Origin of the sequence: Klebsiella ornithinolytica, assembly GCF_030505655.1 — a bacterium.
Lineage (GTDB): Bacteria > Pseudomonadota > Gammaproteobacteria > Enterobacterales > Enterobacteriaceae > Klebsiella > Klebsiella ornithinolytica.
The window spans coordinates 1,591,533-1,615,035 of record NZ_CP130153.1 but is presented as its reverse complement, the minus strand read 5'-3'; the positions used below and the strand labels follow the sequence as shown (position 1 = coordinate 1,615,035).

20 protein-coding genes are annotated in these 23,503 nt (G+C 56.3%); 12 read left to right on the top strand and 8 right to left on the bottom strand.

Features of this window, described 5'->3' with window-relative positions; translation table 11 throughout:
* The first annotated feature begins 13 nt into the window (after nucleotides 1–13).
* The gene (gene nfo, locus Q1L34_RS07625; RefSeq protein WP_004864792.1) at nucleotides 14–871 is read left to right on the top strand and encodes a deoxyribonuclease IV; all 858 of its coding nucleotides are present in this window, start codon (nucleotides 14–16) and stop codon (nucleotides 869–871) included.
* A 115-nt stretch (nucleotides 872–986) separates the two neighbouring features.
* Here nfo and fruA read toward each other — a convergent pair whose 3' ends face one another.
* Genes fruA through fruB form a run of 3 tightly spaced genes read right to left on the bottom strand, consistent with a single transcriptional unit; the run spans nucleotide 987 to nucleotide 4,764 of the window.
* Complete coding sequence (gene fruA / locus Q1L34_RS07620) at nucleotides 987–2,678, bottom strand: PTS fructose transporter subunit IIBC (protein WP_004864795.1); 1,692 nt, start codon at nucleotides 2,676–2,678, stop codon at nucleotides 987–989.
* A 16-nt stretch (nucleotides 2,679–2,694) separates the two neighbouring features.
* Nucleotides 2,695–3,633 carry a 1-phosphofructokinase gene (gene fruK / locus Q1L34_RS07615; protein WP_004864796.1) on the bottom strand — a complete coding sequence of 313 codons (939 nt, stop codon included), beginning with the start codon at nucleotides 3,631–3,633 and terminating at the stop codon, nucleotides 2,695–2,697.
* The gene (gene fruB, locus Q1L34_RS07610) at nucleotides 3,634–4,764 is read right to left on the bottom strand and encodes a fused PTS fructose transporter subunit IIA/HPr protein (RefSeq protein WP_015583837.1); all 1,131 of its coding nucleotides are present in this window, start codon (nucleotides 4,762–4,764) and stop codon (nucleotides 3,634–3,636) included.
* A 331-nt stretch (nucleotides 4,765–5,095) separates the two neighbouring features.
* Between fruB and setB the strand changes: the two genes are divergently transcribed.
* Entirely contained in the window at nucleotides 5,096–6,277 is a 1,182-nt protein-coding gene (gene setB, locus Q1L34_RS07605) for a sugar efflux transporter SetB (protein ID WP_327204437.1), read from the top strand.
* On the opposite strand, the gene Q1L34_RS07600 is transcribed toward setB, so the two are convergent.
* Nucleotides 6,274–6,528 (bottom strand): YkgJ family cysteine cluster protein, encoded by a 255-nt coding sequence (locus Q1L34_RS07600; RefSeq protein WP_015583834.1) that lies wholly within the window; start codon nucleotides 6,526–6,528, stop codon nucleotides 6,274–6,276. The two genes, setB and Q1L34_RS07600, sit on opposite strands and share 4 nt — an antisense overlap.
* A gap of 149 nt (nucleotides 6,529–6,677) precedes the next feature.
* On the opposite strand from Q1L34_RS07600, the gene yeiP reads away from it, so the two are divergent.
* Entirely contained in the window at nucleotides 6,678–7,250 is a 573-nt protein-coding gene (gene yeiP, locus Q1L34_RS07595; RefSeq protein ID WP_004864815.1) for an elongation factor P-like protein YeiP, read from the top strand.
* Nucleotides 7,251–7,794: 544 nt separating this feature from the next.
* Here yeiP and uxuA read toward each other — a convergent pair.
* Nucleotides 7,795–8,985, bottom strand: coding sequence for a mannonate dehydratase (gene uxuA / locus Q1L34_RS07590; RefSeq protein ID WP_004864817.1), 1,191 nt, complete (start codon nucleotides 8,983–8,985; stop codon nucleotides 7,795–7,797).
* A gap of 206 nt (nucleotides 8,986–9,191) precedes the next feature.
* On the opposite strand from uxuA, the gene Q1L34_RS07585 reads away from it, so the two are divergent.
* The 9 genes from Q1L34_RS07585 (at nucleotide 9,192) to yejF (ending at nucleotide 20,830) form a co-directional block, all read left to right on the top strand.
* Nucleotides 9,192–10,658: a mannitol dehydrogenase family protein gene (locus Q1L34_RS07585; protein WP_004864819.1), complete on the top strand. Its 1,467-nt coding sequence runs from the start codon at nucleotides 9,192–9,194 to the stop codon at nucleotides 10,656–10,658.
* A gap of 121 nt (nucleotides 10,659–10,779) precedes the next feature.
* Nucleotides 10,780–11,757 (top strand): CobW family GTP-binding protein, encoded by a 978-nt coding sequence (locus tag Q1L34_RS07580; protein WP_015583833.1) that lies wholly within the window; start codon nucleotides 10,780–10,782, stop codon nucleotides 11,755–11,757.
* A gap of 42 nt (nucleotides 11,758–11,799) precedes the next feature.
* A complete protein-coding gene (locus tag Q1L34_RS07575; protein ID WP_004864822.1) occupies nucleotides 11,800–12,507 on the top strand; it encodes a phosphatase PAP2 family protein in 708 nt (235 codons plus the stop codon).
* Nucleotides 12,508–12,932: 425 nt separating this feature from the next.
* Nucleotides 12,933–13,505, top strand: a complete 573-nt coding sequence (gene mepS, locus Q1L34_RS07570; protein ID WP_004864824.1) for a bifunctional murein DD-endopeptidase/murein LD-carboxypeptidase — start codon at nucleotides 12,933–12,935, stop codon at nucleotides 13,503–13,505.
* Between the two features lie 187 nt (nucleotides 13,506–13,692).
* The gene (locus tag Q1L34_RS07565; RefSeq protein WP_004864826.1) at nucleotides 13,693–15,255 is read left to right on the top strand and encodes a cyclic di-GMP phosphodiesterase; all 1,563 of its coding nucleotides are present in this window, start codon (nucleotides 13,693–13,695) and stop codon (nucleotides 15,253–15,255) included.
* A 43-nt stretch (nucleotides 15,256–15,298) separates the two neighbouring features.
* On the top strand, nucleotides 15,299–17,110 hold the full coding sequence (locus Q1L34_RS07560; RefSeq protein WP_044349586.1) for an extracellular solute-binding protein: 1,812 nt from the start codon (nucleotides 15,299–15,301) through the stop codon (nucleotides 17,108–17,110).
* A 9-nt stretch (nucleotides 17,111–17,119) separates the two neighbouring features.
* Entirely contained in the window at nucleotides 17,120–18,214 is a 1,095-nt protein-coding gene (locus Q1L34_RS07555) for a microcin C ABC transporter permease YejB (RefSeq protein WP_004864831.1), read from the top strand.
* Nucleotides 18,214–19,239, top strand: a complete 1,026-nt coding sequence (locus Q1L34_RS07550) for a microcin C ABC transporter permease (protein ID WP_327204436.1) — start codon at nucleotides 18,214–18,216, stop codon at nucleotides 19,237–19,239. Before Q1L34_RS07555 ends, Q1L34_RS07550 begins: the two co-directional genes overlap by 1 nt.
* Nucleotide 19,240: 1 nt before the next feature.
* Nucleotides 19,241–20,830: a microcin C ABC transporter ATP-binding protein YejF gene (yejF, locus tag Q1L34_RS07545; RefSeq protein ID WP_064359082.1), complete on the top strand. Its 1,590-nt coding sequence runs from the start codon at nucleotides 19,241–19,243 to the stop codon at nucleotides 20,828–20,830.
* 3 nt (nucleotides 20,831–20,833) lie between these two features.
* On the opposite strand, the gene Q1L34_RS07540 is transcribed toward yejF, so the two are convergent.
* The 3 genes from Q1L34_RS07540 to rsuA form a co-directional block, all read right to left on the bottom strand.
* Nucleotides 20,834–21,178: a YejG family protein gene (locus Q1L34_RS07540; RefSeq protein ID WP_004864837.1), complete on the bottom strand. Its 345-nt coding sequence runs from the start codon at nucleotides 21,176–21,178 to the stop codon at nucleotides 20,834–20,836.
* A 333-nt stretch (nucleotides 21,179–21,511) separates the two neighbouring features.
* A complete protein-coding gene (locus Q1L34_RS07535) occupies nucleotides 21,512–22,708 on the bottom strand; it encodes a Bcr/CflA family multidrug efflux MFS transporter (protein ID WP_004864839.1) in 1,197 nt (398 codons plus the stop codon).
* Nucleotides 22,705–23,424 carry a 16S rRNA pseudouridine(516) synthase RsuA gene (gene rsuA / locus Q1L34_RS07530; RefSeq protein ID WP_004864842.1) on the bottom strand — a complete coding sequence of 240 codons (720 nt, stop codon included), beginning with the start codon at nucleotides 23,422–23,424 and terminating at the stop codon, nucleotides 22,705–22,707. Before rsuA ends, Q1L34_RS07535 begins: the two co-directional genes overlap by 4 nt.
* Nucleotides 23,425–23,503 lie beyond the last annotated feature (79 nt).

Genomic DNA, 23,503 nt, shown 5'->3' with positions numbered 1-23,503 from the left:
CTGGAGCTTTTTTATGAAATACATTGGAGCGCACGTCAGCGCCTCCGGCGGACTGGCCAATGCCGCCATTCGCGCCGCCGAAATCGACGCCACCGCCTTCGCGCTGTTTACCAAAAACCAGCGGCAATGGCGAGCTGCCCCGCTCAGCGACGAAACAATTGCTGAATTCAAAGCCGCCTGCGAAAAATACCGCTTTGGTCCCGGACAAATCCTGCCGCACGACAGCTACCTGATTAACCTCGGCCACCCGGTTGAGGAGGCGCTGGAAAAATCTCGCGATGCCTTTATCGATGAACTGAGCCGCTGCCAGCAGCTCGGACTGACGCTGCTCAATTTCCATCCCGGCAGCCACCTGCAGCAGATACCGGAGGACGAGTGCCTGGCGCGTATTGCCGAGTCCATTAATATTGCATTGGCTAAAACCGAAGGCGTGACCGCCGTCATTGAAAATACCGCCGGCCAGGGCAGCAACCTCGGTTTCCAGTTTGAACACCTGGCCGCCATTATTGACGGCGTGGAGGACAAATCCCGCGTCGGCGTCTGCATTGATACCTGCCACGCCTTTGCCGCCGGTTATGACCTGCGTAGCGCAGAAGCGTGTGAGAAAACCTTCGCCGACTTCGAACGTATTGTCGGTTTCCGCTATCTGCGCGGCATGCACCTCAACGATGCCAAAAGCGCCTTCGGCAGCCGCGTTGACCGCCACCACAGCCTGGGCGAAGGCAATATCGGCCACGACGCTTTCCGCTGGATCATGCAGGACAGCCGCTTCGATGGTATCCCGTTGATTCTGGAAACCATTAACCCGGATATCTGGGCAGAAGAGATTGCCTGGCTGCGAGCGCAACAAACGGAAGAGGCCTCGGCCTGACGCCAGCCGCGTGCGGGCCGTGTGAAACGTATCGCTACGTAGAGAAGTAGAACAGAAAAAGGGCCGAATATTCGGCCCTTTTGTTTTATTACGACGCTCTATCGCGGAGGATAACTCAGGCCGCTTTTTCCGCGGTCTGTCCTTCCGGACGTTTCAGCACCGCATAGGAGAGACCGGCCACCAGGGTACCGGCAACAATCGCCAGCAGATAACCAACCACTGGGGTAATCGCGCCAGGAATCAGCAGGACGAACAGACCGCCGTGCGGCGCCATCAGTTTCGCTCCGATAGCCATAGAGATAGCACCAGTCACCGCGCCGCCTACGATACAGCATGGCAGGACACGCATCGGGTCACGGGCAGCAAACGGAATGGCCCCTTCAGAGATAAAGCACAGACCCAGAACCAGCGCCGCTTTCCCCCCTTCCCGTTGCCCTTTATCAAACTTATTGCGGGCAACCAGCGTGGCGATACCCATTGCCAGCGGTGGCACCATACCGGCCGCCATAATCGCCGCCATCGGTGCGTAGGTTTGGGTACTCAGCAGACCGACGCCGAAGGCATAGGCTGCTTTGTTCACCGGGCCCCCCATGTCGGTACACATCATCGCGCCGAGAATTGCGCCCAACAGTACGGCGTTCGCCGTTCCCATCGTTTGCAGCCAGTGGGTCAGCCCTGCCAGAATACCGGCAACAGGTTTGCCAATCAGGTAGATCATCGCCAGGCCGACGATCAGGCTGGAGACCAGCGGAATGATCAGAATCGGTTTCAGCGCTTCCATGCTCGGCGGCAGCTTCAATTTAGTGCTGATCAGTTTAGCAACGTAACCGGCAAGGAAACCGGCGATAATCCCGCCGATAAAGCCGGAGCCGCCGCTGACGGCCAGCATCCCGCCGATAAGACCCGGCGTCAGGCCCGGACGGTCGGCAATGGAGAAGGCGATAAAGCCCGCCAGCACCGGAACCATCAACGCAAAGGCTGAACCTCCGCCAATCTGCATCAGCGCGGCGGCAAGGGTATCCTTCACTTCAAAGGCTTTAATACCAAAGGCAAAGGAGAGCGCAATACACAGACCGCCGGCAACGACCATCGGCAGCATATAAGAGACGCCGGTCAGCAGGTGACGATAGGCACCGCCGCCCTCTTTCTTCGCCGCATCAGCCTGCTTGCCGCTCTGACCGGATGGCTGGTACGGTTTCGCTTCAACAACGGCTTTATCCAGTTCCTGGGCCGTTTTCTTCAGCGCCAGACCGGTAGTGGTGCGATACATCGGTTTGCCGGCAAATTTTGCCAGGTCGACTTCAATATCGGCAGCCACAATCACCAGATCCGCCTGCGCCACCTCTTCCGGCGTGATGGCGTTACCTGCGCCGACCGAGCCGCGAGTTTCCACCTTCACCCACCAGCCGCGTTTTTTGGCTTCGGTTTCAATGGCTTCTGCCGCCATAAAGGTATGCGCAACGCCGGTAGGGCAAGCGGTGATCGCCACGATGCGTTTTGCACCACCGGTCGCGGCCGGCAGTGACGCAGCTGCCGGAGCAGCGTACGGCGTCGCATGGCTTTTCGCTTCGCTCAGGAACAGCTCCGGATGCGCAACGGCGCGATTAATATCGCCGAGGAACACCTGTTTACCGCTCAGCGCGCTATCCGCCGGCAGGGCAGTGCCGAGAACGATCGCAAGTTCAGCGTCGTTCGGGTTATCGGTCAGTTCAAGATGCGCTTTATGCGCTGCGGTACCCAGCAGGGTTTTCGCCATATAGGCGCGCGCCTGTCCAAGTCCGGCATCAATAATCAGCAGCGTTTTCATTATGCCTCTCCTGCTGTCAATTAAAGGGTTTTAAGTCGACACGCGCCATCATGGCGGCCAACTGGGTACGATCGGTAATACCGACATTGCTCTGGCTAACCGCCAGCGCCGCAACGGCAGTGGCCAGACGCAGCGTATGCTCGCTGGATTCACGCATCAGCAGGCCGTAGATCAGACCGCCAACCATGGAATCCCCGGCACCAACGGTGCTGACCACTTCGACGGAAGGCGGTTTCGCAATCCATTCGCCCGAGGCGTTAACCCACAGCGCACCCTCTTCGCCGAGGGAGATAACCACGTGGGCAATGCCCTGCTCGCGCAGCGCATGCGCCGCATCAATCACGTCTTTCATTTCCGGCAGCTTACGGCCCGCCCAAATTTCCAGCTCGCGACGGTTTGGCTTCACCAGCCACGGCGCGGCTTTCAGACCGGCAACCAGCGCTTCGCGGCTGCTGTCAAAGATAATGCACGGACACTGGCTGCGCAGGCGAACCATCCAGTCAGTGAAGGCTTCCGGGCTAACGCCTGACGGCAGACTGCCGCTGACGCACACCATGTCGAACTGACCCAGCCAGCTCAGGGAGTCATTCACAAAGCGTTCCCAGTCGGCCGGGGTCACTTCAAAACCGGAGAAGTTGAAATCGGTCACTTCACCATCTTTTTCCGTCAGCTTGACGTTGATGCGCGTCCGCCCCTGAACCACCTGGAAACGGTTGGCAATCCCCAGCTCGCTGAACAGCTGCTGAAAACCATCCTGGTTATCTTTACCAAGAAATCCGCCAACGGTGACGTCAATGCCGAGATCTTTCAGCACTTTCGCCACGTTGATACCTTTCCCGGCGGCATGCAGACCGGTGGTCCGCACAAGGTTGACCTCCCCGCGTTCAATTTCCGGTGTGAAACCCACCAGGTCATACGCCGGGTTTAATGTAATCGTTGCTACACGTCTGCTCATTTATGCGCCCTCCCCAAGGCCTGCGGCGATCGCTTCGCCAATCGCATCCAGCGCCTGTTGCGCATCTTCACCCTGCGCAGTGAAGCGCAGACGGTGGCCTTTCTTCACGCCCAGCGCCACGACTTTCATCAGGCTGCGGCCATTTGCCGGCTTGCCGGATCCGTCCAGATTGGTGACGGTAATGTCGCTGGAAAATTGTTTAATGGTGTTCACCAGCATCGTGCCCGGACGGGCGTGCAGCCCGTGCTCATTGCGCACCACATACTCGGCGCTCAGCACGTCGTCGGCGATAGCCTCGTCGCTGGTCAGCAGCGCCAGCAACGTCGCGCCATCAGACTTCAGCAGACGGTCAGCTTTTTTATCAATAAGCAGATTGCTCAGGCGATTCAGTACCGCGGTAGGCTGTTCATCTGCCATCGCGACGGTTATCAGCAGCGAGACCGGCTGCTCATCGGCGGTAAATGTGCTGGCGGCACGGCTGACCGCAATCGCGCTGCGCAGGTTTCCTTCCGCGCTGTCGTTCAGCCAGATGCCCTGCCCGAGATTAAGCGGTTTATCATTGATGGTGCGGCTGACGAAAGAGGCGTCAACGGCGCCAGCCTCTTTCAGACGCGCGGCGTTCAGCGCCTGTAAGGTCATCAGGTCGCTGGCAGCGATATCCAGGCTCAGCGTGTCATTATCCAGTTTCAGCGCTTCGCTCTGCTTTTCACCCATCAACAGGGCCCGCAGCTCTTCCGCCGTGGTCGCTGATTTAAGTTGTTCAGCGACTGAATCATCGCTCAGGACGTGGGTCAGCTGACGCAGAAGCCCCAGATGTTCATCCGAGCTGGCGGCGATACCGATTGCCACGTACGCGGTCTGCCCCTCTCCCCAGGTTACGCCCTGCGGAAACTGATAGACCTGAACGCCGGTTTTCAGCACCTGGTCACGCGTGTCGGTAGTCCCGTGCGGGATGGCAATGCCATTGCCAAGGAATGTGGAGGTTTGCTGCTCGCGAGCCAGCATCCCGTTAACGTAGCCTTCCGCCACGTTGCCCGCGCTGACCAGCGCTGCGGCAACCTGACGAATCGCCTCTTCTTTATTACCGGCCTGCTGGCCGGGATGAATATCCTGCACAGATAACTGGAACATGGTTCTCCTCTCCTGCTGTATTGAATCGTTTCAGCTATTTTGCGAAAAAAGGCGTCATCTTCCTGATGGAGAAACTCCCGATGACGCTGAAACGTTTCAATGAGTCTGTACCTTTCTTATCCACTGCGCAAGATCTGTTATCAACCTGATAACGGAAATTAGAGGTGCAGCACACTTTTGCTGAAGCCCGACGTTCGCATTCAGCCAGGCTTCAGCTTTTTGCTGAAATGACTAATTTGAAACTGCTTTTTAATTTTACATACCATACTACTGTTCATTTTCTGAGTGACGGCGTAAACTCCGCTGCTCAGACAATTACAGATAACCCCCCATGCAAAACAGTAGCGCCGCCCTCCCCCGACGCGGGTTCGATTTAACCTCTTCTGCTTTCCTGATCGTTGCCTTCCTGACGGGCATTGCCGGCGCGTTGCAAACGCCGACCCTGAGCCTGTTTTTAACCAACGAAGTGCATGTGCGCCCGGCGATGGTCGGCTTCTTTTTTACCGGTAGCGCGGTGATCGGTATTCTGGTCAGCCAGTTTCTCGCCGGACGCTCGGACCGCCAGGGCGATCGCAAGCAGCTGATTGTCTTTTGCTGCCTGCTTGGGGTCCTGGCCTGCCTGCTGTTCGCCTGGAACCGCAACTACTTTATTCTGCTCTTCGTCGGGGTCTTCCTCAGCAGCTTCGGCTCCACCGCCAACCCGCAGATGTTCGCCCTGGCGCGCGAGCATGCCGATAAAACCGGCCGCGAAGCGGTGATGTTCAGCTCCATTTTGCGTGCCCAGGTCTCGCTGGCGTGGGTGATCGGCCCGCCGCTGGCCTACGCGCTGGCAATGGGGTTCGGCTTTACCGTGATGTATCTCTGCGCCGCGATCGCCTTTGTGGTCTGCGGAGCGATGGTATGGTTCTTTCTGCCCAGCATGCGCAAAGAGAAACTGGCGGCAGTCGGTCATCTGGAAGCGCCGCGTACCCATCGTCGCGATGCGCTGCTGCTGTTCAGCGTTTGCACATTAATGTGGGGTATTAACAGCCTGTACATTATTAATATGCCGCTCTATATCATTAATGAGCTGCATTTATCCGAGAAGCTGGCCGGGCTGATGATGGGGACCGCCGCCGGGTTGGAAATCCCGACGATGCTGATTGCCGGCTATTATGCCCGGCGCTTTGGTAAGCGCTTTTTGATGCGCCTCGCCGCGGCCGCCGGAATACTGTTTTACGTAGGGATGCTGCTGGTGTATACGCCCGCTTTACTGCTGGCTCTGCAGGCGCTGAACGCGATATTCATCGGTATTCTGGCCGGTATTGGCATGCTCTACTTCCAGGATCTGATGCCCGGCCAGGCCGGCGCTGCCACCACGCTGTATACCAATACCACCCGCGTCGGCTGGATTATCGCCGGTTCGCTGGCGGGCGTGGTGGCAGAAATCTGGAGCTATCACGCTGTTTTCTGGATTGCCCTCGGCATGGGCGCGGTGTCATTGCTTTGCCTGTGGCGCATTAAAGACGTTTAAGGTGCGGTGCTCGCTTCCAGCTGGATAAGATAGGTCATGGCCGCTTCGCGATTTGTCGAACACATCTCAAAGACAGGCTGCAGGCTGGCGCAGACTTTCGGTCTGAGCGGCGACGTGAAGATGTTGCACAGATTCTGTTCCGAAAGCTGGACGCAGCGCGTGTTAGCAGGCTTGCCGTCAGGCATTCCGGGGATCGGGGATGAAATAGAGGGGGCGATACAGCAGGCACCGCAATCGATACGACATTCCATAAATGACTCTCTTGATGTTGCGGTTCACGGCCCAGCCTAAACGTTTTGTCCAGAGATAGCAAAACTCGCGAATTCCACTTGCCTGAAAGCCCCGGCACGAGTAGTTTTACGCGATATTTTTTGAACCGTTAAGTGACAGGATTACTGCAATGCCAAGAGCGAATGAAATTAAAAAAGGTATGGTGCTGAATTACAATGGCAAGCTGCTGATTGTAAAAAATATTGATATTCAGTCACCGAGCGCCCGTGGCGCAGCAACGCTGTACAAAATGCGTTTCTCTGATGTACGTACCGGTCTGAAAGTGGAAGAGCGCTTTAAAGGCGACGATATCGTTGACACCGTGACCCTGACCCGCCGTTTCGTTGACTTCTCCTATGTTGACGGCAACGAGTACGTGTTTATGGATAAAGAAGATTACACGCCGTACACCTTCACCAAAGAGCAGATTGAAGAAGAGCTGCTGTTCATTCCGGAAGGCGGCATGCCTGATATGCAGGTTCTGACCTGGGATGGCCAGCTGCTGGCGCTGGAGCTGCCGCAGACCGTGGATCTGGAAATCGTGGAAACCGCACCGGGCATTAAAGGCGCCTCGGCAAGCTCTCGCACCAAACCGGCGACCCTGAGCACCGGCCTGGTGATTCAGGTTCCGGAATACCTGACCACCGGCGAGAAAATTCGTATTCATATCGAAGAAAGCCGCTATATGGGTCGCGCGGACTAATATCGCGTCGTGGCGGATAAGGGCGGAAACGCCCTGTCCAGACCGCCCGCCGCATGAGCCGGGCAGTAAGACAAAAAAGAACGGCCAGAGGCTAATGCGGGTCACTTAAAGGTGACCCGCATTTTTTTGCTTTATCTCAGGTCAGGGCGATGCCGGTAAACGGTGGTTGGTACGAAAGGGGTCTGTCGCGTGGGTGCCGTGGAGTATTCCGTTCACTTTTGTGGCATGTTCCGTTCACGATGCATCCGACACTGTTCTCACACCCGCTGCAGGTGAACGGAATATCCCACAGAACACATGCTCGGAGTGCGAAGCCCCCTTTCACGCAAACCACCATAAAAACGACATCCCCGGCTTAACAACAATCTCCAGGACAGGCTCGCCTGCAGAAATGTTGAAAACCTGACAGCGCCACATAAAAAACCGGCAATTTCTTTGAGATGACGGATTCTTACACCTCCGCCGGATCGGTCAGCCGACCCGTAAACGATCGGCATCAATCCAGAGGCTGTCCTTTCTACTTCTTACCTTCCCGCCGCCAGAATTACAGCAGTTCCGGATACTTCGTCATCTTCAGCGCCAGCTCAACGCCGCGTACTTCCGCCATCCCCTTCAGACGACCAATCGCCGAATAGCCCGGGTTGGTTTTCTTACGCAGATCGTCCAGCATCTGGTGGCCATGGTCCGGACGGAACGGAATCGGACGCAGATCGCCCGCGTGCTTGCGACGCAGCTCTTCGCTCAGAATCGCATCCACCACCGCCACCATATTGACGTCACCGGTCAGATGCGCCGCTTCGTGGAACGTTTTGGGGTTCTCTTCACGGCAGGTCGAACGCAGATGAGTGAAGTGGATCCTGTCGCCGAAGGTTTCGACCATTTTCACCAGATCGTTATCGGCACGCACGCCGTAAGAACCGGTGCACATCGTAAAGCCGTTGTTGATGCTGTCCACGGTCTCTTTCAGCCACTGCATGTCTTCGATAGTCGAAACGATACGCGGCAGACCGAGGATCGGACGCGGCGGATCGTCCGGGTGTACGGCCAACCGTACGCCAACCTCTTCGCATACCGGTACGATAGCACGCAGGAAGACGGCCATGTTCTCACGCAGCTGCGCTTTATTGATATGGTCATATTCCGCCAGCCGCGCGCGGAACTGTTCGAGGGTATAGCCCTCTTCTGCGCCCGGTAAACCGGCAATAATATTGCGGGTCAGCTTTTCAATATCTGCTTCGCTCATCGCCGCAAAACGAGCCTGCGCCTGGCGCTGCTCCTCTTCACTGTAATCCGCCTCGGCGCCAGGGCGCTTAAGGATATGTAACTCAAAAGCGGCAAACGCGATTTGGTCAAAGCGCAATGCTTTCGAACCGTCCGGCAGCTGGTACTCAAGGTCAGTGCGCGTCCAGTCGAGAATTGGCATGAAGTTATAGCAGACGGTATCAATCCCGCAGGCTGCCAGGTTACGAATGCTCTGCTGGTAGTTGGCGATCCAGGTCGCACACTGCCCGCTTTGGGTTTTGATCTCTTCGTGTACCGGGATACTTTCCACGACCGACCACGTCAACCCTTTTTCCGCCAGCAGCGCCTGACGCTGTTTAATTTCGTCAACCGGCCAGACTTGACCATTAGGAATATGGTGCAGTGCGGTGACCACACCCGTCGCGCCAGCCTGCCGTACATCATCAAGCGACACCGGATCGTTCGGTCCATACCAACGCCAGGTTTGTTCCATCGCTATGCCCTCTCAAAGTTGTTATACCAATAACACCAACATCAATGATGACTACCATACAGGCTTCTCGCCGGGGATCAATTTATCCCGCTAAATTGATTGATCCAGCTCACACTAAGCGTATAAACACGGCTCACCAATTTAATTTGTTGTCATATAACTTTACACTGACATTGTTAATCATTGGTTAATCAGGTGTGTAAAGAATGACAACTATTGCTACCGCTACGCTGCCAGAAAGCGTGCAGCTTCCTCAGTACGATCGCAGCCAGCTGCGCTCGCGCATTGTGCACTTTGGCTTCGGGGCGTTTCATCGCGCTCATCAGGCCCTGCTTACCGATCGGGTGCTGAACGCCAGCGGCGGAGACTGGGGGATCTGCGAAATTAGCCTGTTCAGCGGCGACCGGCTGATGAGCCAGCTCCGTCAGCAGGACCACCTGTTCACCGTGCTGGAAAAAGGCGCGCACGGCAACCAGCCGATTGTCGTGGGCGCCGTTCACGAATGTCTGAATGCAAAGCTGGACTCTCTGCCCGCTATCATTGAAAAATTCTGCGAACCGCAGGTGGCCATTGTCTCGCTCACCATTACAGAGAAAGGCTACTGTATCGATCCCGCCAGCGGCACGCTGGACCTGACGCAGCCGCGCATTATTCACGATCTGGACAATCCCACGCTGCCGCAGTCGGTGCCGGGGATTCTGGTCGAAGCCTTGTCCCGCCGCCGCGAACGAGGCCTGCCGCCGTTTACGGTACTCTCCTGCGATAATATTCCTGATAACGGCCACGTGGTTAAAAATGCGGTTCTGGGCATGGCGGAGAAGCGCGCCCCCGAACTGGCGCAGTGGATCGCTGAACACGTCAGTTTTCCCGGCACCATGGTTGACCGTATTGTGCCCGCCGCCACCGATGAGTCGCTGGCTGAAATCAGCGCCGCACTCGGCGTAGAAGACCCATGCGCCATCAGCTGTGAGCCATTTATTCAGTGGGTGATTGAGGATAACTTCGTGGCGGGCCGCCCGGCGTGGGAAATTGCCGGCGCCCAGATGACCGATAACGTGCTGCCGTGGGAACAGATGAAACTGCGGATGCTCAACGGCAGCCACTCCTTCCTTGCCTGGCTCGGCTACCTTGCCGGCCATGCGCATATCAGTGACTGCATGCAGGATGCGGTGCTGCGCAGCGCCGCTCGCCGACTGATGCTTGACGAACAGGCCCCGACGCTGGCTATCGAAGGCGTCAATCTGACGCACTATGCCGACAGTCTGATCGCGCGCTTCAGCAATCCAGCGCTTAAACATCGCACCTGGCAGATAGCGATGGACGGCAGTCAGAAGCTTCCACAGCGTATGCTTGACGGTATTCGCGTTCACCTGCAGCGCGGTAGCCGCTGGCCGTTGCTGGCGCTCGGCGTGGCGGGCTGGATGCGCTACGTCAGCGGTATAGATGATGCCGGTCAGGCTATCGATATTCGCGACCCGCTGAGCGAGAAGATTCAGGCTCTGGTTGCCGGCAGCCGCAACGAGGAACGCGTCAGCGCCCTGCTATCCCTGGAAGAAATCTTCGGTCGCGACCTGCCGGGCAATACGCAGTTTGTAGACAACATCACCGCCGCCTGGCATCAGCTTTGTACCGTCGGTGCCCGCCAGGCTATCGCCAACGTGCCCGGGATTTAACAATTGCTGCTCTTTTGCGGACAGAATTCTTTTCTGTCCGCCGTAGCCCTTCTCTTTTCCCCTTTTTTTCGTCAGGATAGTCTCAACTGTTACAACATTACATTTGTATCCTGGAGAAAATGTGACCAAAACCAACTTGATCACGGGGTTTCTCGGCAGCGGTAAAACGACCTCGATTCTTCATCTGCTGGCCCACAAGCCTGCAGATGAAAAATGGGCCGTGCTGGTTAATGAGTTTGGCGAAGTGGGTATCGATGGCGCTTTGCTGGCCGATAGCGGCGCCCTGCTCAAAGAAATTCCCGGCGGCTGTATGTGCTGCGTCAACGGCCTGCCGATGCAGGTGGGGTTGAATACCCTGCTGCGCCAGGGGAAACCGGATCGTCTGCTGATTGAGCCTACCGGGCTCGGCCATCCCAAACAAATTCTCGATATTCTGACCGCCGCCGTCTACGAGCCGTGGATCGATCTTCGCGCCACCCTGTGCGTGCTGGATCCCCGCCAGCTGCTGGACAGTAAAGTCATGGCGAACGACAACTTCCGCGATCAGCTGGCGGCGGCCGATGTCATTATCAGCAATAAAACGGACCGGATGACGGCGGAAAGCGAACAGGCCTTTGACGCCTGGTGGCAGGAACACGCGGGCGAGCGACTGCATATTGGCGCCACCCACGGCAATATCGACCCGAAGCTGCTGGATTTACCGCGCCGGAATCTGACACCGCTGCCGGAAAGTGCCGAACATGCGCACAGTCACGGGCAGAAAAAAGGTCTGGCCGCGCTCAGCCTGCCGGCCCACCAACGCTGGCGACGGAGCCTCAACAGCGGTCAGGGCTACCAGGCCTGCGGCTGGATCTTTGATGCCGATACGACCTTTGATACGATTGGCCTGCTTGAGTGGGCTCGTCTGGCGCCGGTTGCCCGCGTCAAAGGCGTGATGCGTATTGCCGAAGGCCTGGTACGTATTAACCGTCAGGGACTTGATCTGCATATTGAAACCCAAAACGTTGCGCCCCCGGACAGCCGTATTGAGCTGATTACCGAATCCGAGGCGGACTGGAATGCGTTACAAGCCTCTTTGTTGAAACTTCGTTTAGGTTAAGGCGGGTATGTTTCCCGCCGTCTTACACAACTCGCAACTGTTATGATTAAAAACCGAATTCCCCTGATCCTGCTGCTTAACGCTGCGGGCTTTGCTCTCTTTTTTTCGTGGTATTTGCCCGCGAATCATGGTTTCTGGTTGCCGCTGGATTCCGCCATTTTCCACTTCTTTAACCAGGGTGTAGGAAAGAGTCAGGCCTATGCCTGGCTGCTGGCTATCATCAATAACCGGGCTTTCGACGCCTGCTCTTTGCTGGCGATGGGCGCCCTGATGCTGAGCTTCTGGTTGAAGGAGCAAAGCGCCGGTCGCCGTCGGATCGTCATTATCGGCCTGGTCATGCTGCTGTTCGCGGTAGTCATTAATCAGCTGGCGCAGCATCTGATGCCGGTTAAACGCGCCAGCCCGTCGCTCGCGTTCAGCGATATTGTAAAAGTGAGTGATGTTGTCGCCTTCCCGACCAAAGATGCGTCGAAAGACAGTTTTCCCGGCGATCACGGCATGATGCTGCTGATCTTCGCCACCTTCATGTGGCGCTATTTTGGCCGTCGGGCGTTTGCTATTGCCCTGACTATTTTTGTTGTTTTCGCTTTTCCGCGGGTCATGATCGGCGCCCACTGGTTTACCGATATTGCCGTTGGCTCATTGACCGCCGTCCTCATTGGCATTCCCTGGGTTCTGATGACACCGTTAAGCGACATATTGATCGCCTGGTTTAACCGTTCGCTTCCCGGCGGAGTGGGTAAAAATTAATCTCTTCCTTACATATTATTAACTATATCCATAAGGGATCGTTCTCGGTCCCTTTTTTATTTGCCCGTGTTTTTATCGCCAACGTCATCTTCCTGTCACATTAATCGTCTTACAAATGAAGCAATTGCATATTTTTTACCCACAATTGCCGCTATTTTGCGCTTTCCCGACGATTCACTTTTAGATGCACAAATTCTTATAAGAAATCTCGCAAAACCGCTCGCCATCCCACGTTTGATAGGGTAATCTCAATCTCGTTTTGCCTTTCCAGTAACCTCAATCCGGCTCAAAAATAAATTTGTGCGGTATCCCACAAATTTAGGTTTAAGGAATTGTCTCATTGCTGGCAGGTATTTAGGCTCTAACACGTTTGGCATTTTTTATAACGACATTGTCGTTAAGGACAACAAGGGAAAACAAACCACATGGTCAAATCTCAGCCGATTTTGAGATATATCTTGCGGGTAGTGCCCGCGATAGCAGTGGCAGTTTTGCTCTCTGCCTGTAGTTCGACAAGTAGTACCGCAAAGAATATGCATTCTGAGACGCATGCTGTGGGTAGTGGCGATTTATCATCACTGCAAGCCTCTCAGGATGAATTTGAAAAGATGGTCAGCAATCTGGACGTTAAGTCCCGTTTGATGGACCAGTATGCCAGCTGGAAAGGCGTGCGTTACCGCCTCGGCGGCAGCACCCGGAAAGGCATTGATTGCTCTGCTTTCGTGCAGCGTACTTTCCGTGAACAATTTGGTCTGGAACTGCCGCGCTCCACTTCAGAGCAGCAGGATTCCGGCAAGTCCATTTCACGCTCTCAACTGCGTACTGGCGATTTAGTTCTGTTCCGGGCGGGTTCCACCGGTCGCCACGTCGGTATCTATATCGGCAACGATCAGTTCGTCCATGCTTCCACCAGCAGCGGTGTGACCATCTCCAGCATGAACGAACCGTACTGGAAGAAGCGCTATAACGAAGCGCGACGAGTTCTGAGCCGCTCGTAATCCTTTCTGTCGTCAGTTATCCCTTGGCTGACGTTCAGAACAAAAAAACACTGCTGAGGCGGTGTTTTTTTTTGCCTGTTTACATATGAATGCCGCAATATAAGCTATCCCTTTTAGTGGCGATAGAGAAAACGTTTTCTATCAACCCATTGGCGCAACTCATTAACACGGACCGACTATACAGCCTATGCTTACCCGTTACCTGTCACCCCGGCGTAATATCTGGCTGACCAGCATACTCATCGGAGTGATCGTCGCCCTGCTGGCCGGTAGCATTCAGGTTATGGTGATTTACCATAGCCGGTCTGAACGTTTTGACAGTATCATCGACAACGTCAACGTCTACCTGACCGATTACTTTAGCCAGCTCGAGAAGACCATGGCCGACCTGCAGCCGCTGGTCGATCAAAAATGTGAAAATATTGCGTCAGGCCTGACCGCACGAGCAGCCTTTAGCCCAAACGTGCGCGCGTTTTTGCTGGTGAAAGATGGCGTCGCCTTTTGCTCCTCCGCCACCGGCCCCATGAACACCCCTCTGGTACAGCTCATTCCACATCTCGATACCCATAAAGCGGTCGATATGCTGCTCCTGCCGGGGACGCCGATGATGCCTGGTAATGCCGCCCTGGCGATGTGGGTACGCAACCCGCACGGCGGTAACGATGGCGTTTTCGTCTCAATCAATACCAACCTGACACCCTATATTCTTTACTCCGCCCGACAGAACGATTTCAGCAGCATCGCGCTGGTTGTCAACGATACCGCCCTTTCCACCCTGACCAACCGCCTTATTGACCCGCAAAGCCTGCACGCAGAGCCCATTCGCCAGATACAAATCAAAGGGGTGCCGCTGAAGGTCTATCTCTATGCCAACAGCTGGCTCTCGGAAAATACACAATTCTCGCTGCTGCTCGGCGTCATGTGCGGTCTGCTGGCAGGCCTGGTGAGTTACTACGTGCTGACGCTGAAATCCGATCCGCGTAAAGCCATTCTGCTGGGGATAAAAAACAATCAGTTCTATGTTGTTTATCAACCGGTAGTCAAAGCCGATACCCTGCGCATTAGCGGTATTGAAGTACTGATGCGCTGGCGCCATCCGGTAGCCGGGGAAATTCCGCCCGACGTGTTTATTAACCTGGCTGAAACGCAGCAAGTGATTGTGCCGCTCACGCATCATTTATTAGCGCTGATCGCTCGCGACGCGCCGGCCCTGCAAAAAGTTCTGCCCGCCGGCAGCAAGCTGGGGCTGAATATTTCACCGTCCCATCTGCACGCCGACGAGTTTCAGGATGATCTTCGGCAGTTCGCTGCTTCCATGCCAGCCAACCACTTCAATGTGGTTCTCGAAATTACCGAACGTGCGATGATCGATAAAAACAAGTCGCTGGCCATCTTTGACTGGCTGCATGAGCAGGGATTTGAGATTGCGATTGACGATTTTGGTACCGGGCATAGTGCGCTTATCTACCTCGAGCGTTATAAATTTGACTATCTGAAAATCGATCGCGGCTTCGTGCAGGCTATCGGAACCGAGACCGTCACCTCCCCGGTGCTGGATGCGGTACTGACGCTAAGCCGCCGCCTGCAGCTCATGACCGTTGCGGAAGGGGTCGAAACGCCGGAGCAAGCGGAGTGGTTACGCAAACATGGCGTAAACTTCCTGCAGGGCTATTGGCTGAGCCGTCCGCTGCCGCTGGAAGAGCTGATCGCGGCACATGATGAACCGGCTAAATATTTTGCCGCCCGGTAACGGCCCTTTATGATGTCTGCCCACAGAGGATATTAATCTGGCTATGTTTGCGCGTGTCTGCCTGATATTACTGACCCTGTTCAGCCTGAATAGTCAGGCGCAAACCATAACCATAAAAGAGGGCAGCACTTTTGCCATCATTGGCGAACCGAAATACGCCGCCGGCTTTGACCATTTTGATTATGCTAATCCCCATGCCCCGAAAGGGGGAACCCTGGTCAACGCCACCATTGGCACCTTCGACAACTTCAACCGCTATGCGCTGCGCGGCAACCCGGGAGTACGTACCGACGCGCTGTACGACACGCTGTTCACTACGTCCGATGATGAACCGGGCAGCTATTATCCCCTCATTGCCGCGGACACGCGCTACGCCGATGATTTCTCGTGGATGGAGATAACCCTCAATCCGCGCGCCCGTTTTCATGATGGCAGCCCGATTACCGCCGGCGATGTCGCCTTCACGTTCCACAAATTTATGACCGAAGGGGTGCCGCAGTTCCGCTTGTTCTACAAGGGGACCCGCGTCGAGGCCATTGCGCCGCGCACCGTGCGTATTACCCTGGCGCAGCCCGGCAAGGAGAACATGCTGAGTCTGCTCTCCCTGCCGGTGATGCCGGAGGCATTCTGGCGTCACCATAAGCTCAGCGACCCGCTCTCTACCCCGCCGCTGGCCAGCGGCCCCTATCGGATTACCGACTGGCGGATGGGTCAGTACATCATCTACTCCCGGGTGAAGGACTACTGGGCGGCCGACCTGCCGGTGAACCGCGGGCGCTGGAACTTCGACACGCTACGCTACGACTACTACCTCGATGATAATGTCGCCTTTGAAGCCTTTAAGGCCGGCGCCGTCGACCGGCGAGCAGAGACGATGGCCAAAAACTGGTCGACCCGTTATGTCGGACGCAATTTTACCCACGGCTATATCGTTAAAGATGAGTACCCGAATACCTCGGCACAGGATACCCAATGGCTGGCATTCAATATCCAGCGCCCGGTGTTCAACGACCGCCAGGTCCGGGAAGCCATCACCCTCGCCTTCGATTTCGAGTGGATGAACAAGGCGCTGTTTTATGGCGCCTACAGCCGGGCCAGCAGCTACTTTCAGAATACGGAGTATGCGGCGCGTCAGGCGCCCGATGCCGAAGAGCTCGCTCTGCTGATGCCAATGAAAGCCGATCTGCCGCCGGAGGTCTTCACCTCCGTCTATCAGCCGCCGCGATCCCGCGGCGATGGGTTCGATCGCACCAATCTGCTGCAGGCCGATGCGTTGCTTAAGCAGGCGGGCTGGGTGCTGAAAAACCAGCGCCGGATCAACGCCGTCACCGGTAAGCCGCTGCGCTTTGAACTGCTGCTGCCTTCCGGGGGCAACGACCGCTGGGTGCTGCCGTTCCAGCATAATCTCCAGCGCCTCGGTATTACGATGGATATTCGCCAGGTCGATAATTCGCAGTACAGTAACCGCCGACGCAGTCGTGACTACGATATGATGCCCATCGTCTGGCGCGCGACGCCCTGGCCCGGAACCGACCTGCAAATCTCCTGGGATTCGTCATATATTCACTCCAGCTACAATGCGCCCGGGGTTCAGAGTCCGGTGGTAGACAAACTGATTGCGCAGATCATCCGCTGGCAGGGTAATAAGCAAAAGCTCCTGCCCCTGGGTCGCGCGCTGGACCGGGTGCTGACCTGGAACTATTACATGCTGCCGATGTGGTATATGGCGCAGGACAGGACGGCGTACTGGGATAAATTCTCCTTCCCGCAGACCCGTCCCGTTTATTCATCCGGGTTTGACACCTGGTGGTATGACGTGAACAAAGCGGCAAAACTGCCCGCGGACAAACGGTAAGGAATAACGATGGGCGCATACCTGATCCGCCGGCTGTTGCTGATAATCCCCACGCTGTGGGCGATCATTACGATCAACTTTTTCATTGTCCAGATAGCCCCGGGTGGCCCGGTCGATCAGGCCATCGCCGCCATTGAGTTTGGCAACCGCGGCGGCTTACCGGGCGCCGGAGAAAGCGGTATGGCCGCCAGCCATGCCCGGACCGGCGTCGGCAACATCAGCGAAGGTCATTATCGCGGCGGCCGCGGGCTCGATCCGGAAGTGATTGCCGAAATCACCCACCGCTACGGCTTTGATAAACCGCTGCACGAACGCTACCTGAAAATGCTCGGCGACTATCTGCGCTTCGATTTTGGCGACAGCCTTTTTCGCAGCGCGTCGGTCTTGCAGCTGATCAAAAACAGCATGCCGGTCTCCATCACCCTGGGGCTGTGGAGTACGCTGATTATCTATCTGGTCTCGATTCCGCTCGGCATCCGCAAAGCCGTCCATAACGGCAGCCAGTTTGATATCTGGAGCAGTACGCTGATCATTATTGGCTACGCCATCCCGGCCTTTCTGTTCGCCATTATCCTGATCGTGCTCTTCGCGGGGGGCAGCTATCTGGATCTGTTTCCGCTGCGCGGGCTGGTGTCCGCTAATTTCGATAGCCTGACGTGGTATCAGAAGGTTCTCGACTATCTCTGGCATATTACGCTGCCGGTGCTGGCGACGGTCATCGGCGGCTTTGCGGCGCTCACCATGCTGACCAAGAACAGCTTTCTTGATGAGATCCGCAAGCAGTATGTCGTGACCGCTCGCGCCAAAGGGGTAGGCGAAAAGCAAATTTTATGGGGCCATGTTTTTCGCAATGCCATGCTGCTGGTGATCGCCGGTTTCCCGGCGATGTTTATCAGCATGTTTTTCACCGGTTCCCTGCTGATTGAGGTGATGTTTTCCCTCAACGGCCTGGGACTGCTGGGCTATGAGGCGACCGTTTCCCGTGATTACCCGGTGATGTTCGGTACGTTGTATATTTTTACGCTGATCGGCCTGCTGCTGAATATTGTCAGCGATATCTGCTACACGCTGGTCGATCCGCGTATTGATTTTGAGGGCCGCTGATGTCTTTCCTGAGTCCCGTTAATCAGGCCCGCTGGGCGCGTTTTCGTCACAATCGCCGCGGCTATCTGTCGCTGTGGCTATTTATGCTTCTTTTCCTGTGCAGCCTGGGCGCCGAGCTGATTGCCAACGACCGCCCGCTGCTGGTGCAGTATCGCGGCAGCCTGTACGTTCCGGCATTGAAAAATTATAGCGAGACGACCTTTGGCGGCCCGTTTGCTACCGCCGCCGACTACCAGGATCCGTGGCTGCAAAAGCAGCTGGATGATAACGGCTGGGTACTGTGGGCGCCGATCCGATTTGGTGCCACCACTATCGACTTCGCCACCCAGACGCCCTTCCCTTCCCCTCCCTCGACGAGAAACTGGCTGGGTACCGATGCCAACGGCGGCGATGTGCTGGCTCGTATTTTATACGGCACGCGAATATCGATTCTGTTCGGCCTGCTGCTGACCTTTTTCTCCAGCGTGCTGGGGGTACTGGCGGGTGCGATTCAGGGATACTACGGTGGCAAGATTGACCTGTGGGGCCAGCGATTTATCGAGGTGTGGTCAGGCATGCCAACCCTGTTCCTGATTATTTTGCTCTCAAGTGTCGTCCAGCCGGGCTTCTGGTGGCTGCTGGTCATTACGGTACTGTTCGGCTGGATGGCGCTGGTCGGCGTCGTGCGGGCGGAATTCCTGCGCACCCGTAACTATGACTATATTCGCGCGGCGCAGGCGCTGGGGGTCAGCGATCGCCATATTATTTTCCGCCACATGCTGCCTAACGCCATGGTCGCGACCCTGACCTTCTTGCCGTTTATTCTGTGCAGTTCAATCACCACCCTGACTTCACTCGATTTTCTCGGCTTCGGCCTGCCGTTAGGTTCGCCCTCTCTGGGGGAGCTGCTGCTGCAGGGGAAAAACAATCTGCAGGCGCCGTGGCTGGGCATCGCCGCCTTCCTGTCGGTCGCGGTGCTGTTATCGCTGTTAATTTTCATTGGTGAAGCCGTCCGCGACGCCTTCGACCCCGGTAAGGCGGTATAACATGACGCAGCCTTTGTTAGAGATAGACAACCTCTCCATCGCCTTCCGCCAGCAGGGGAAAATGCAGACCGTCGTCAGCGAGCTCTCCCTGGATATTGGCGCCGGGGAAACCCTGGCGCTGGTGGGAGAATCCGGCTCCGGTAAAAGCGTCTCCGCGCTCTCGGTGCTGCGCCTGCTTCCCTCTCCGCCGGTCTGCTACCCCGGCGGAGACATTCGCTTTCACGGTCAGTCGCTGCTCCATGCCGATGAGCGCACGCTAAGTAAGGTGCGCGGGAACCGTATCGCGATGATTTTTCAGGAACCAATGGTCTCGCTCAATCCCCTGCATACGCTGGAAAAACAGCTGTATGAAGTCCTGTCTTTGCATCGCGGTATGCGTAAAGAGGCCGCGCGTGGCGAGATCCTTAACTGCCTGGAACGAGTCGGTATCCGTCATGCCGTACGCCGACTGGCGGACTACCCGCATCAGTTTTCCGGCGGCGAACGCCAGCGGATCATGATTGCCATGGCGCTGCTCACCCGTCCAGAACTGCTGATTGCCGACGAACCCACGACCGCCCTCGACGTGACCGTACAAGCGCAAATCCTGCAGCTGTTACGCGAGCTGAAAAATGAACTGAATATGGGACTGCTGTTTATTACCCATAACTTAAGCATTGTTCGCCGGCTCGCTGACCGCGTGGCGGTGATGCAAAACGGCCGCTGCGTCGAACAAAAGGCCTGTCGGGCGCTTTTTGCCGCCCCCGAACATCCTTATACCCGTCGCCTGCTGGACAGCGAACCCTCCGGCAGTCCGGTACCGCTGGCCGCCGATGCGCCGCTGCTGCTGAAGGCCGTCGATCTGAGCGTCGCCTTCCCGGTGCGCAAAGGGCTCCTCCGCCGGGTGGTGGATCATAACCGGGTGGTCAACGCGCTGAACTTCCAGCTGCGCGCCGGGGAAACCCTGGGCCTGGTGGGCGAGTCGGGATCGGGGAAAAGCACTACCGGGCTGGCCCTGCTGCGCCTGATTGCCTCGGAAGGGACGATCGCCTTTGAGGGGCAAGCGCTGCAGGGACGTAGCCGCCGGCAAATGCTGCCGCTGCGCCGCCAGATGCAGATAGTTTTCCAGGATCCCAACTCGTCGCTGAATCCCCGGTTGAACGTGCTACAGATTATTGAAGAGGGTCTGCGCGTCCACCGCCCAGGGTTAACGCCGGCCGCGCGTGAACACGCGGTGATACAGGTGATGCAAGAGGTGGGGCTCGATCCGCAAACGCGGCATCGCTATCCGGCTGAGTTTTCCGGCGGCCAGCGTCAACGTATTGCGATTGCCCGGGCGCTGATTGTGAAGCCTCAGCTTATCGTGCTGGATGAACCCACGTCGTCGCTGGACAAGACTGTCCAGGCGCAAATTCTGGCGTTGCTGAAAGCATTACAGCAAAAACATCGGCTGGCCTATATTTTTATCAGCCATGATTTACGCGTAGTGCGGACGTTGTGTCATCAGGTGATGGTGTTACGGCAGGGAGAAGTCGTCGAGCAGGGAGAGTGCGAACGCGTTTTTACCGCTCCGCAGCAGGAATATACCCGCCAGCTTCTGGCGCTGAGCTGACGGTCAGAATGGGTTGTGGCCTGAGAACGGTTCGGCAATCGCCACGCCGAAATTTTTCAGTCGACAGGTTGCCGCAAACTCGTCCTGTAAATTGACAAACAGGCACGGCTCCCCTTCACACTCAACGATGGAGCAATCGACTTCGATGTCGCTGAGGGCCTGGCTGAGCTTATGCATCACCGGCCACGCTTTCTCCCCGTCCGGGCTGAGTAGCTTCAGCGCAACGAGGCTGTTTTCACTTTCGGCGCCGTTTTGCGGAATCGGTTCAACTCTTGAACCCGCAAAACCGGCCAGCCAGCGATAGCTCTGCGGCAGACGGTGTACGATAGAGAGTTGCTGTGTATTCACTTAGTTTCCCCGGAAGCAAAATGCTTCACAATAAATTTACATCAATATTAACACATCGTTGACAAATAGTCCTGCATCAGCATAGAAAACGTTTACACCCGCGTCACGCCAGGGTTAACGACTTATAATCCAGAACTTTATAGTTTCTCTGCGGAAACAGATCGGGGCTATATGTACCCGTTTCTGTGATCCAAAACAACTTTTTTATCGCAACAATGCGACTTTTTACACTAATTGATTTTACATAAAAGAAACAAATTACAGAACCGGGAAGCCCATCGCGGTTGATGTGCATCAAAAAAGGGGCGGAAATCGCCCCTTGTGGAAGGTATTTTAGTGCGCGTTTTTGCGCCGCCGGCTGGCGTAGAGATAAAAAAGGATGGAGCTGCTGGCACAAAAGGCGATCGAAATCAGCATCGGCCAGGCGGTAGTAAAGGTGGCCATGGAGAGCAGTGCGCCAATAATCGCCCCGATGCCAAAGCGGAAGGTCCCCGCCAGCGATGAGGCGGTGCCCGCCATATGCGGAAACTCGTCGAGAATGACCGCCATCGCATTGGAGGAGACCATTGAAACGCAGCCAACAAACGCCGCAACGCCGACCACCAGCGCCCAGAATCCGACATCCAGCAGCGCGCAGACCACCATCCATACCGCCATCACAAACTGAATCCACAGCCCGGCGCGGAACATATTCAGCGCCCCGACCCGTCGGACAAAGCGGCTGTTAATGATGGTCATGATGAACAAGAAGACAATATTCAGCGCAAAATAGTAACCAAAGTGCTGGGGCGAAACGTGGTTGATATTGATGTAGACAAACGGCCCGGCGCTCAGGAAGGAGAACATCCCGGCAAAGCTGAAGCCGCTCGCCAGCATATAGCTCAACACCCGCTTATGACGGAACAACGTCGCAAAGTTGCCCAGCGTGGTACGCAGGCTAAATTTTTGCCGCCGTTCAACCGGCAGCGTTTCGCTGATGAAAAAAGCGATCATCGCGGAGGCCAGCAGCGCCGCCAGCGCAAGAATCCAGAAGATCGCGTGCCAGCTGAACCACACCAGCACGGCGCCCCCCACCATCGGCGCAACCAGCGGCGCGATAGTGGTGACCAGCATGACAAACGACATCATCCGCGAAAACTCTTCTTTCGGATAGATATCGCGCATCAGGGCGTTGATGACCACGCTCGCCGCCGCGGCCGCCAGACCGTGGAAGAAACGCATGGTAATCAGCATGTCGATAGTCTGCGACAGCGCGCAGGCCACCGCAGCCGCCGCAAAAATCAGCGTTCCTCCGAGGATCACCGGCTTACGGCCGATGCTGTCCGCCATCGGGCCATACAGCAGCTGACCGAAAGCAAAGCCCAGAATATAGGTACTGAGCGTCATCTGCGCACTGCCGTCCGGCACATTAAACTGCGCCGAAATCACCGGCAGCGCCGGGAGATACATATCAATCGACAGTGGCATCAACATGGCCAGCAGGCCAAGAATAAACACAATCCCCAGTGAAGAATTCTGCTTTGCCGTCACGTTTTACTCCGTGCATGCTGGAGGCCAACGCTGGCGATCTCGTCTTCCGTCAGCGGGCGATACTCGCCAGGCTCCAGAGACTCATCCAGCATAATGTCGCCAATACGTTCACGATGCAGGCCGACGACGTGGTTACCCACCGCCGCGAACATGCGTTTCACCTGATGGTAGCGCCCTTCGCTTATCGTTAAGCGAACTTCTGTTGGCGTCAGCACTTCCAGACGCGCAGGTTTCGTCAGATCCTTTTCATTGTGCAGCTGAACGCCTTTAGCAAACTGTTCCGCCGTTTGCTCATCCACCGGGTTTTCCAGAGTCACCAGATAAGTTTTCTCGCAGTGATGGCGCGGAGAAGTGATGCGGTGCGACCACTGCCCGTCATCGGTCATCAGCACCAGTCCGGTGGTGTCGATATCCAGTCGACCTGCGGCGTGCAGCTTATGCGCGACCGGGACATCCAGGAAATAGAGAATCGTTGGATGATCCGGATCGTCCGTGGAGCAGACGTACCCCTGCGGCTTGTTGAGCATAAAGTAGCGCGGGCCGTTCTGCTGGGTCAGCGTATTGCCGTCATACTCCACGTCGTGCTCCGGCTGGAGCTTAAACGACGCATCTTTGACGATTTCGCCGTCTACGAGAACGCGGCTGCTGCGGATTTCACGCCCGGCAATAGCCCGACTGACGCCAAGTTGCTGAGCGATAAACTTATCAAGTCGCATGAGATTTTTTTAGCCTGTAATAATGCTGGAGCGGGCAAACGCCCGAAAAAGAAGAAGTTCGCTGGCTAGTATAACGGGC

Excerpts from the sequence above, each read along its gene's own strand:
- fruA (WP_004864795.1), bottom strand. The coding sequence starts at position 2,678 with ATGAAAACGCTGCTGATTATTGATGCCGGACTTGGACAGGCGCGCGCC.
- yeiP (WP_004864815.1), top strand. The coding sequence starts at position 6,678 with ATGCCAAGAGCGAATGAAATTAAAAAAGGTATGGTGCTGAATTACAAT.
- Q1L34_RS07555 (WP_004864831.1), top strand. The coding sequence starts at position 17,120 with ATGGGCGCATACCTGATCCGCCGGCTGTTGCTGATAATCCCCACGCTG.
- Q1L34_RS07560 (WP_044349586.1), top strand. The coding sequence starts at position 15,299 with ATGTTTGCGCGTGTCTGCCTGATATTACTGACCCTGTTCAGCCTGAAT.
- rsuA (WP_004864842.1), bottom strand. The coding sequence starts at position 23,424 with ATGCGACTTGATAAGTTTATCGCTCAGCAACTTGGCGTCAGTCGGGCT.
- nfo (WP_004864792.1), top strand. The coding sequence starts at position 14 with ATGAAATACATTGGAGCGCACGTCAGCGCCTCCGGCGGACTGGCCAAT.
- fruB (WP_015583837.1), bottom strand. The coding sequence starts at position 4,764 with ATGTTCCAGTTATCTGTGCAGGATATTCATCCCGGCCAGCAGGCCGGT.
- fruK (WP_004864796.1), bottom strand. The coding sequence starts at position 3,633 with ATGAGCAGACGTGTAGCAACGATTACATTAAACCCGGCGTATGACCTG.
- Q1L34_RS07585 (WP_004864819.1), top strand. The coding sequence starts at position 9,192 with ATGACAACTATTGCTACCGCTACGCTGCCAGAAAGCGTGCAGCTTCCT.
- Q1L34_RS07565 (WP_004864826.1), top strand. The coding sequence starts at position 13,693 with ATGCTTACCCGTTACCTGTCACCCCGGCGTAATATCTGGCTGACCAGC.
- setB (WP_327204437.1), top strand. The coding sequence starts at position 5,096 with ATGCAAAACAGTAGCGCCGCCCTCCCCCGACGCGGGTTCGATTTAACC.
- uxuA (WP_004864817.1), bottom strand. The coding sequence starts at position 8,985 with ATGGAACAAACCTGGCGTTGGTATGGACCGAACGATCCGGTGTCGCTT.
- mepS (WP_004864824.1), top strand. The coding sequence starts at position 12,933 with ATGGTCAAATCTCAGCCGATTTTGAGATATATCTTGCGGGTAGTGCCC.
- Q1L34_RS07600 (WP_015583834.1), bottom strand. The coding sequence starts at position 6,528 with ATGGAATGTCGTATCGATTGCGGTGCCTGCTGTATCGCCCCCTCTATT.
- Q1L34_RS07575 (WP_004864822.1), top strand. The coding sequence starts at position 11,800 with ATGATTAAAAACCGAATTCCCCTGATCCTGCTGCTTAACGCTGCGGGC.
- yejF (WP_064359082.1), top strand. The coding sequence starts at position 19,241 with ATGACGCAGCCTTTGTTAGAGATAGACAACCTCTCCATCGCCTTCCGC.
- Q1L34_RS07550 (WP_327204436.1), top strand. The coding sequence starts at position 18,214 with ATGTCTTTCCTGAGTCCCGTTAATCAGGCCCGCTGGGCGCGTTTTCGT.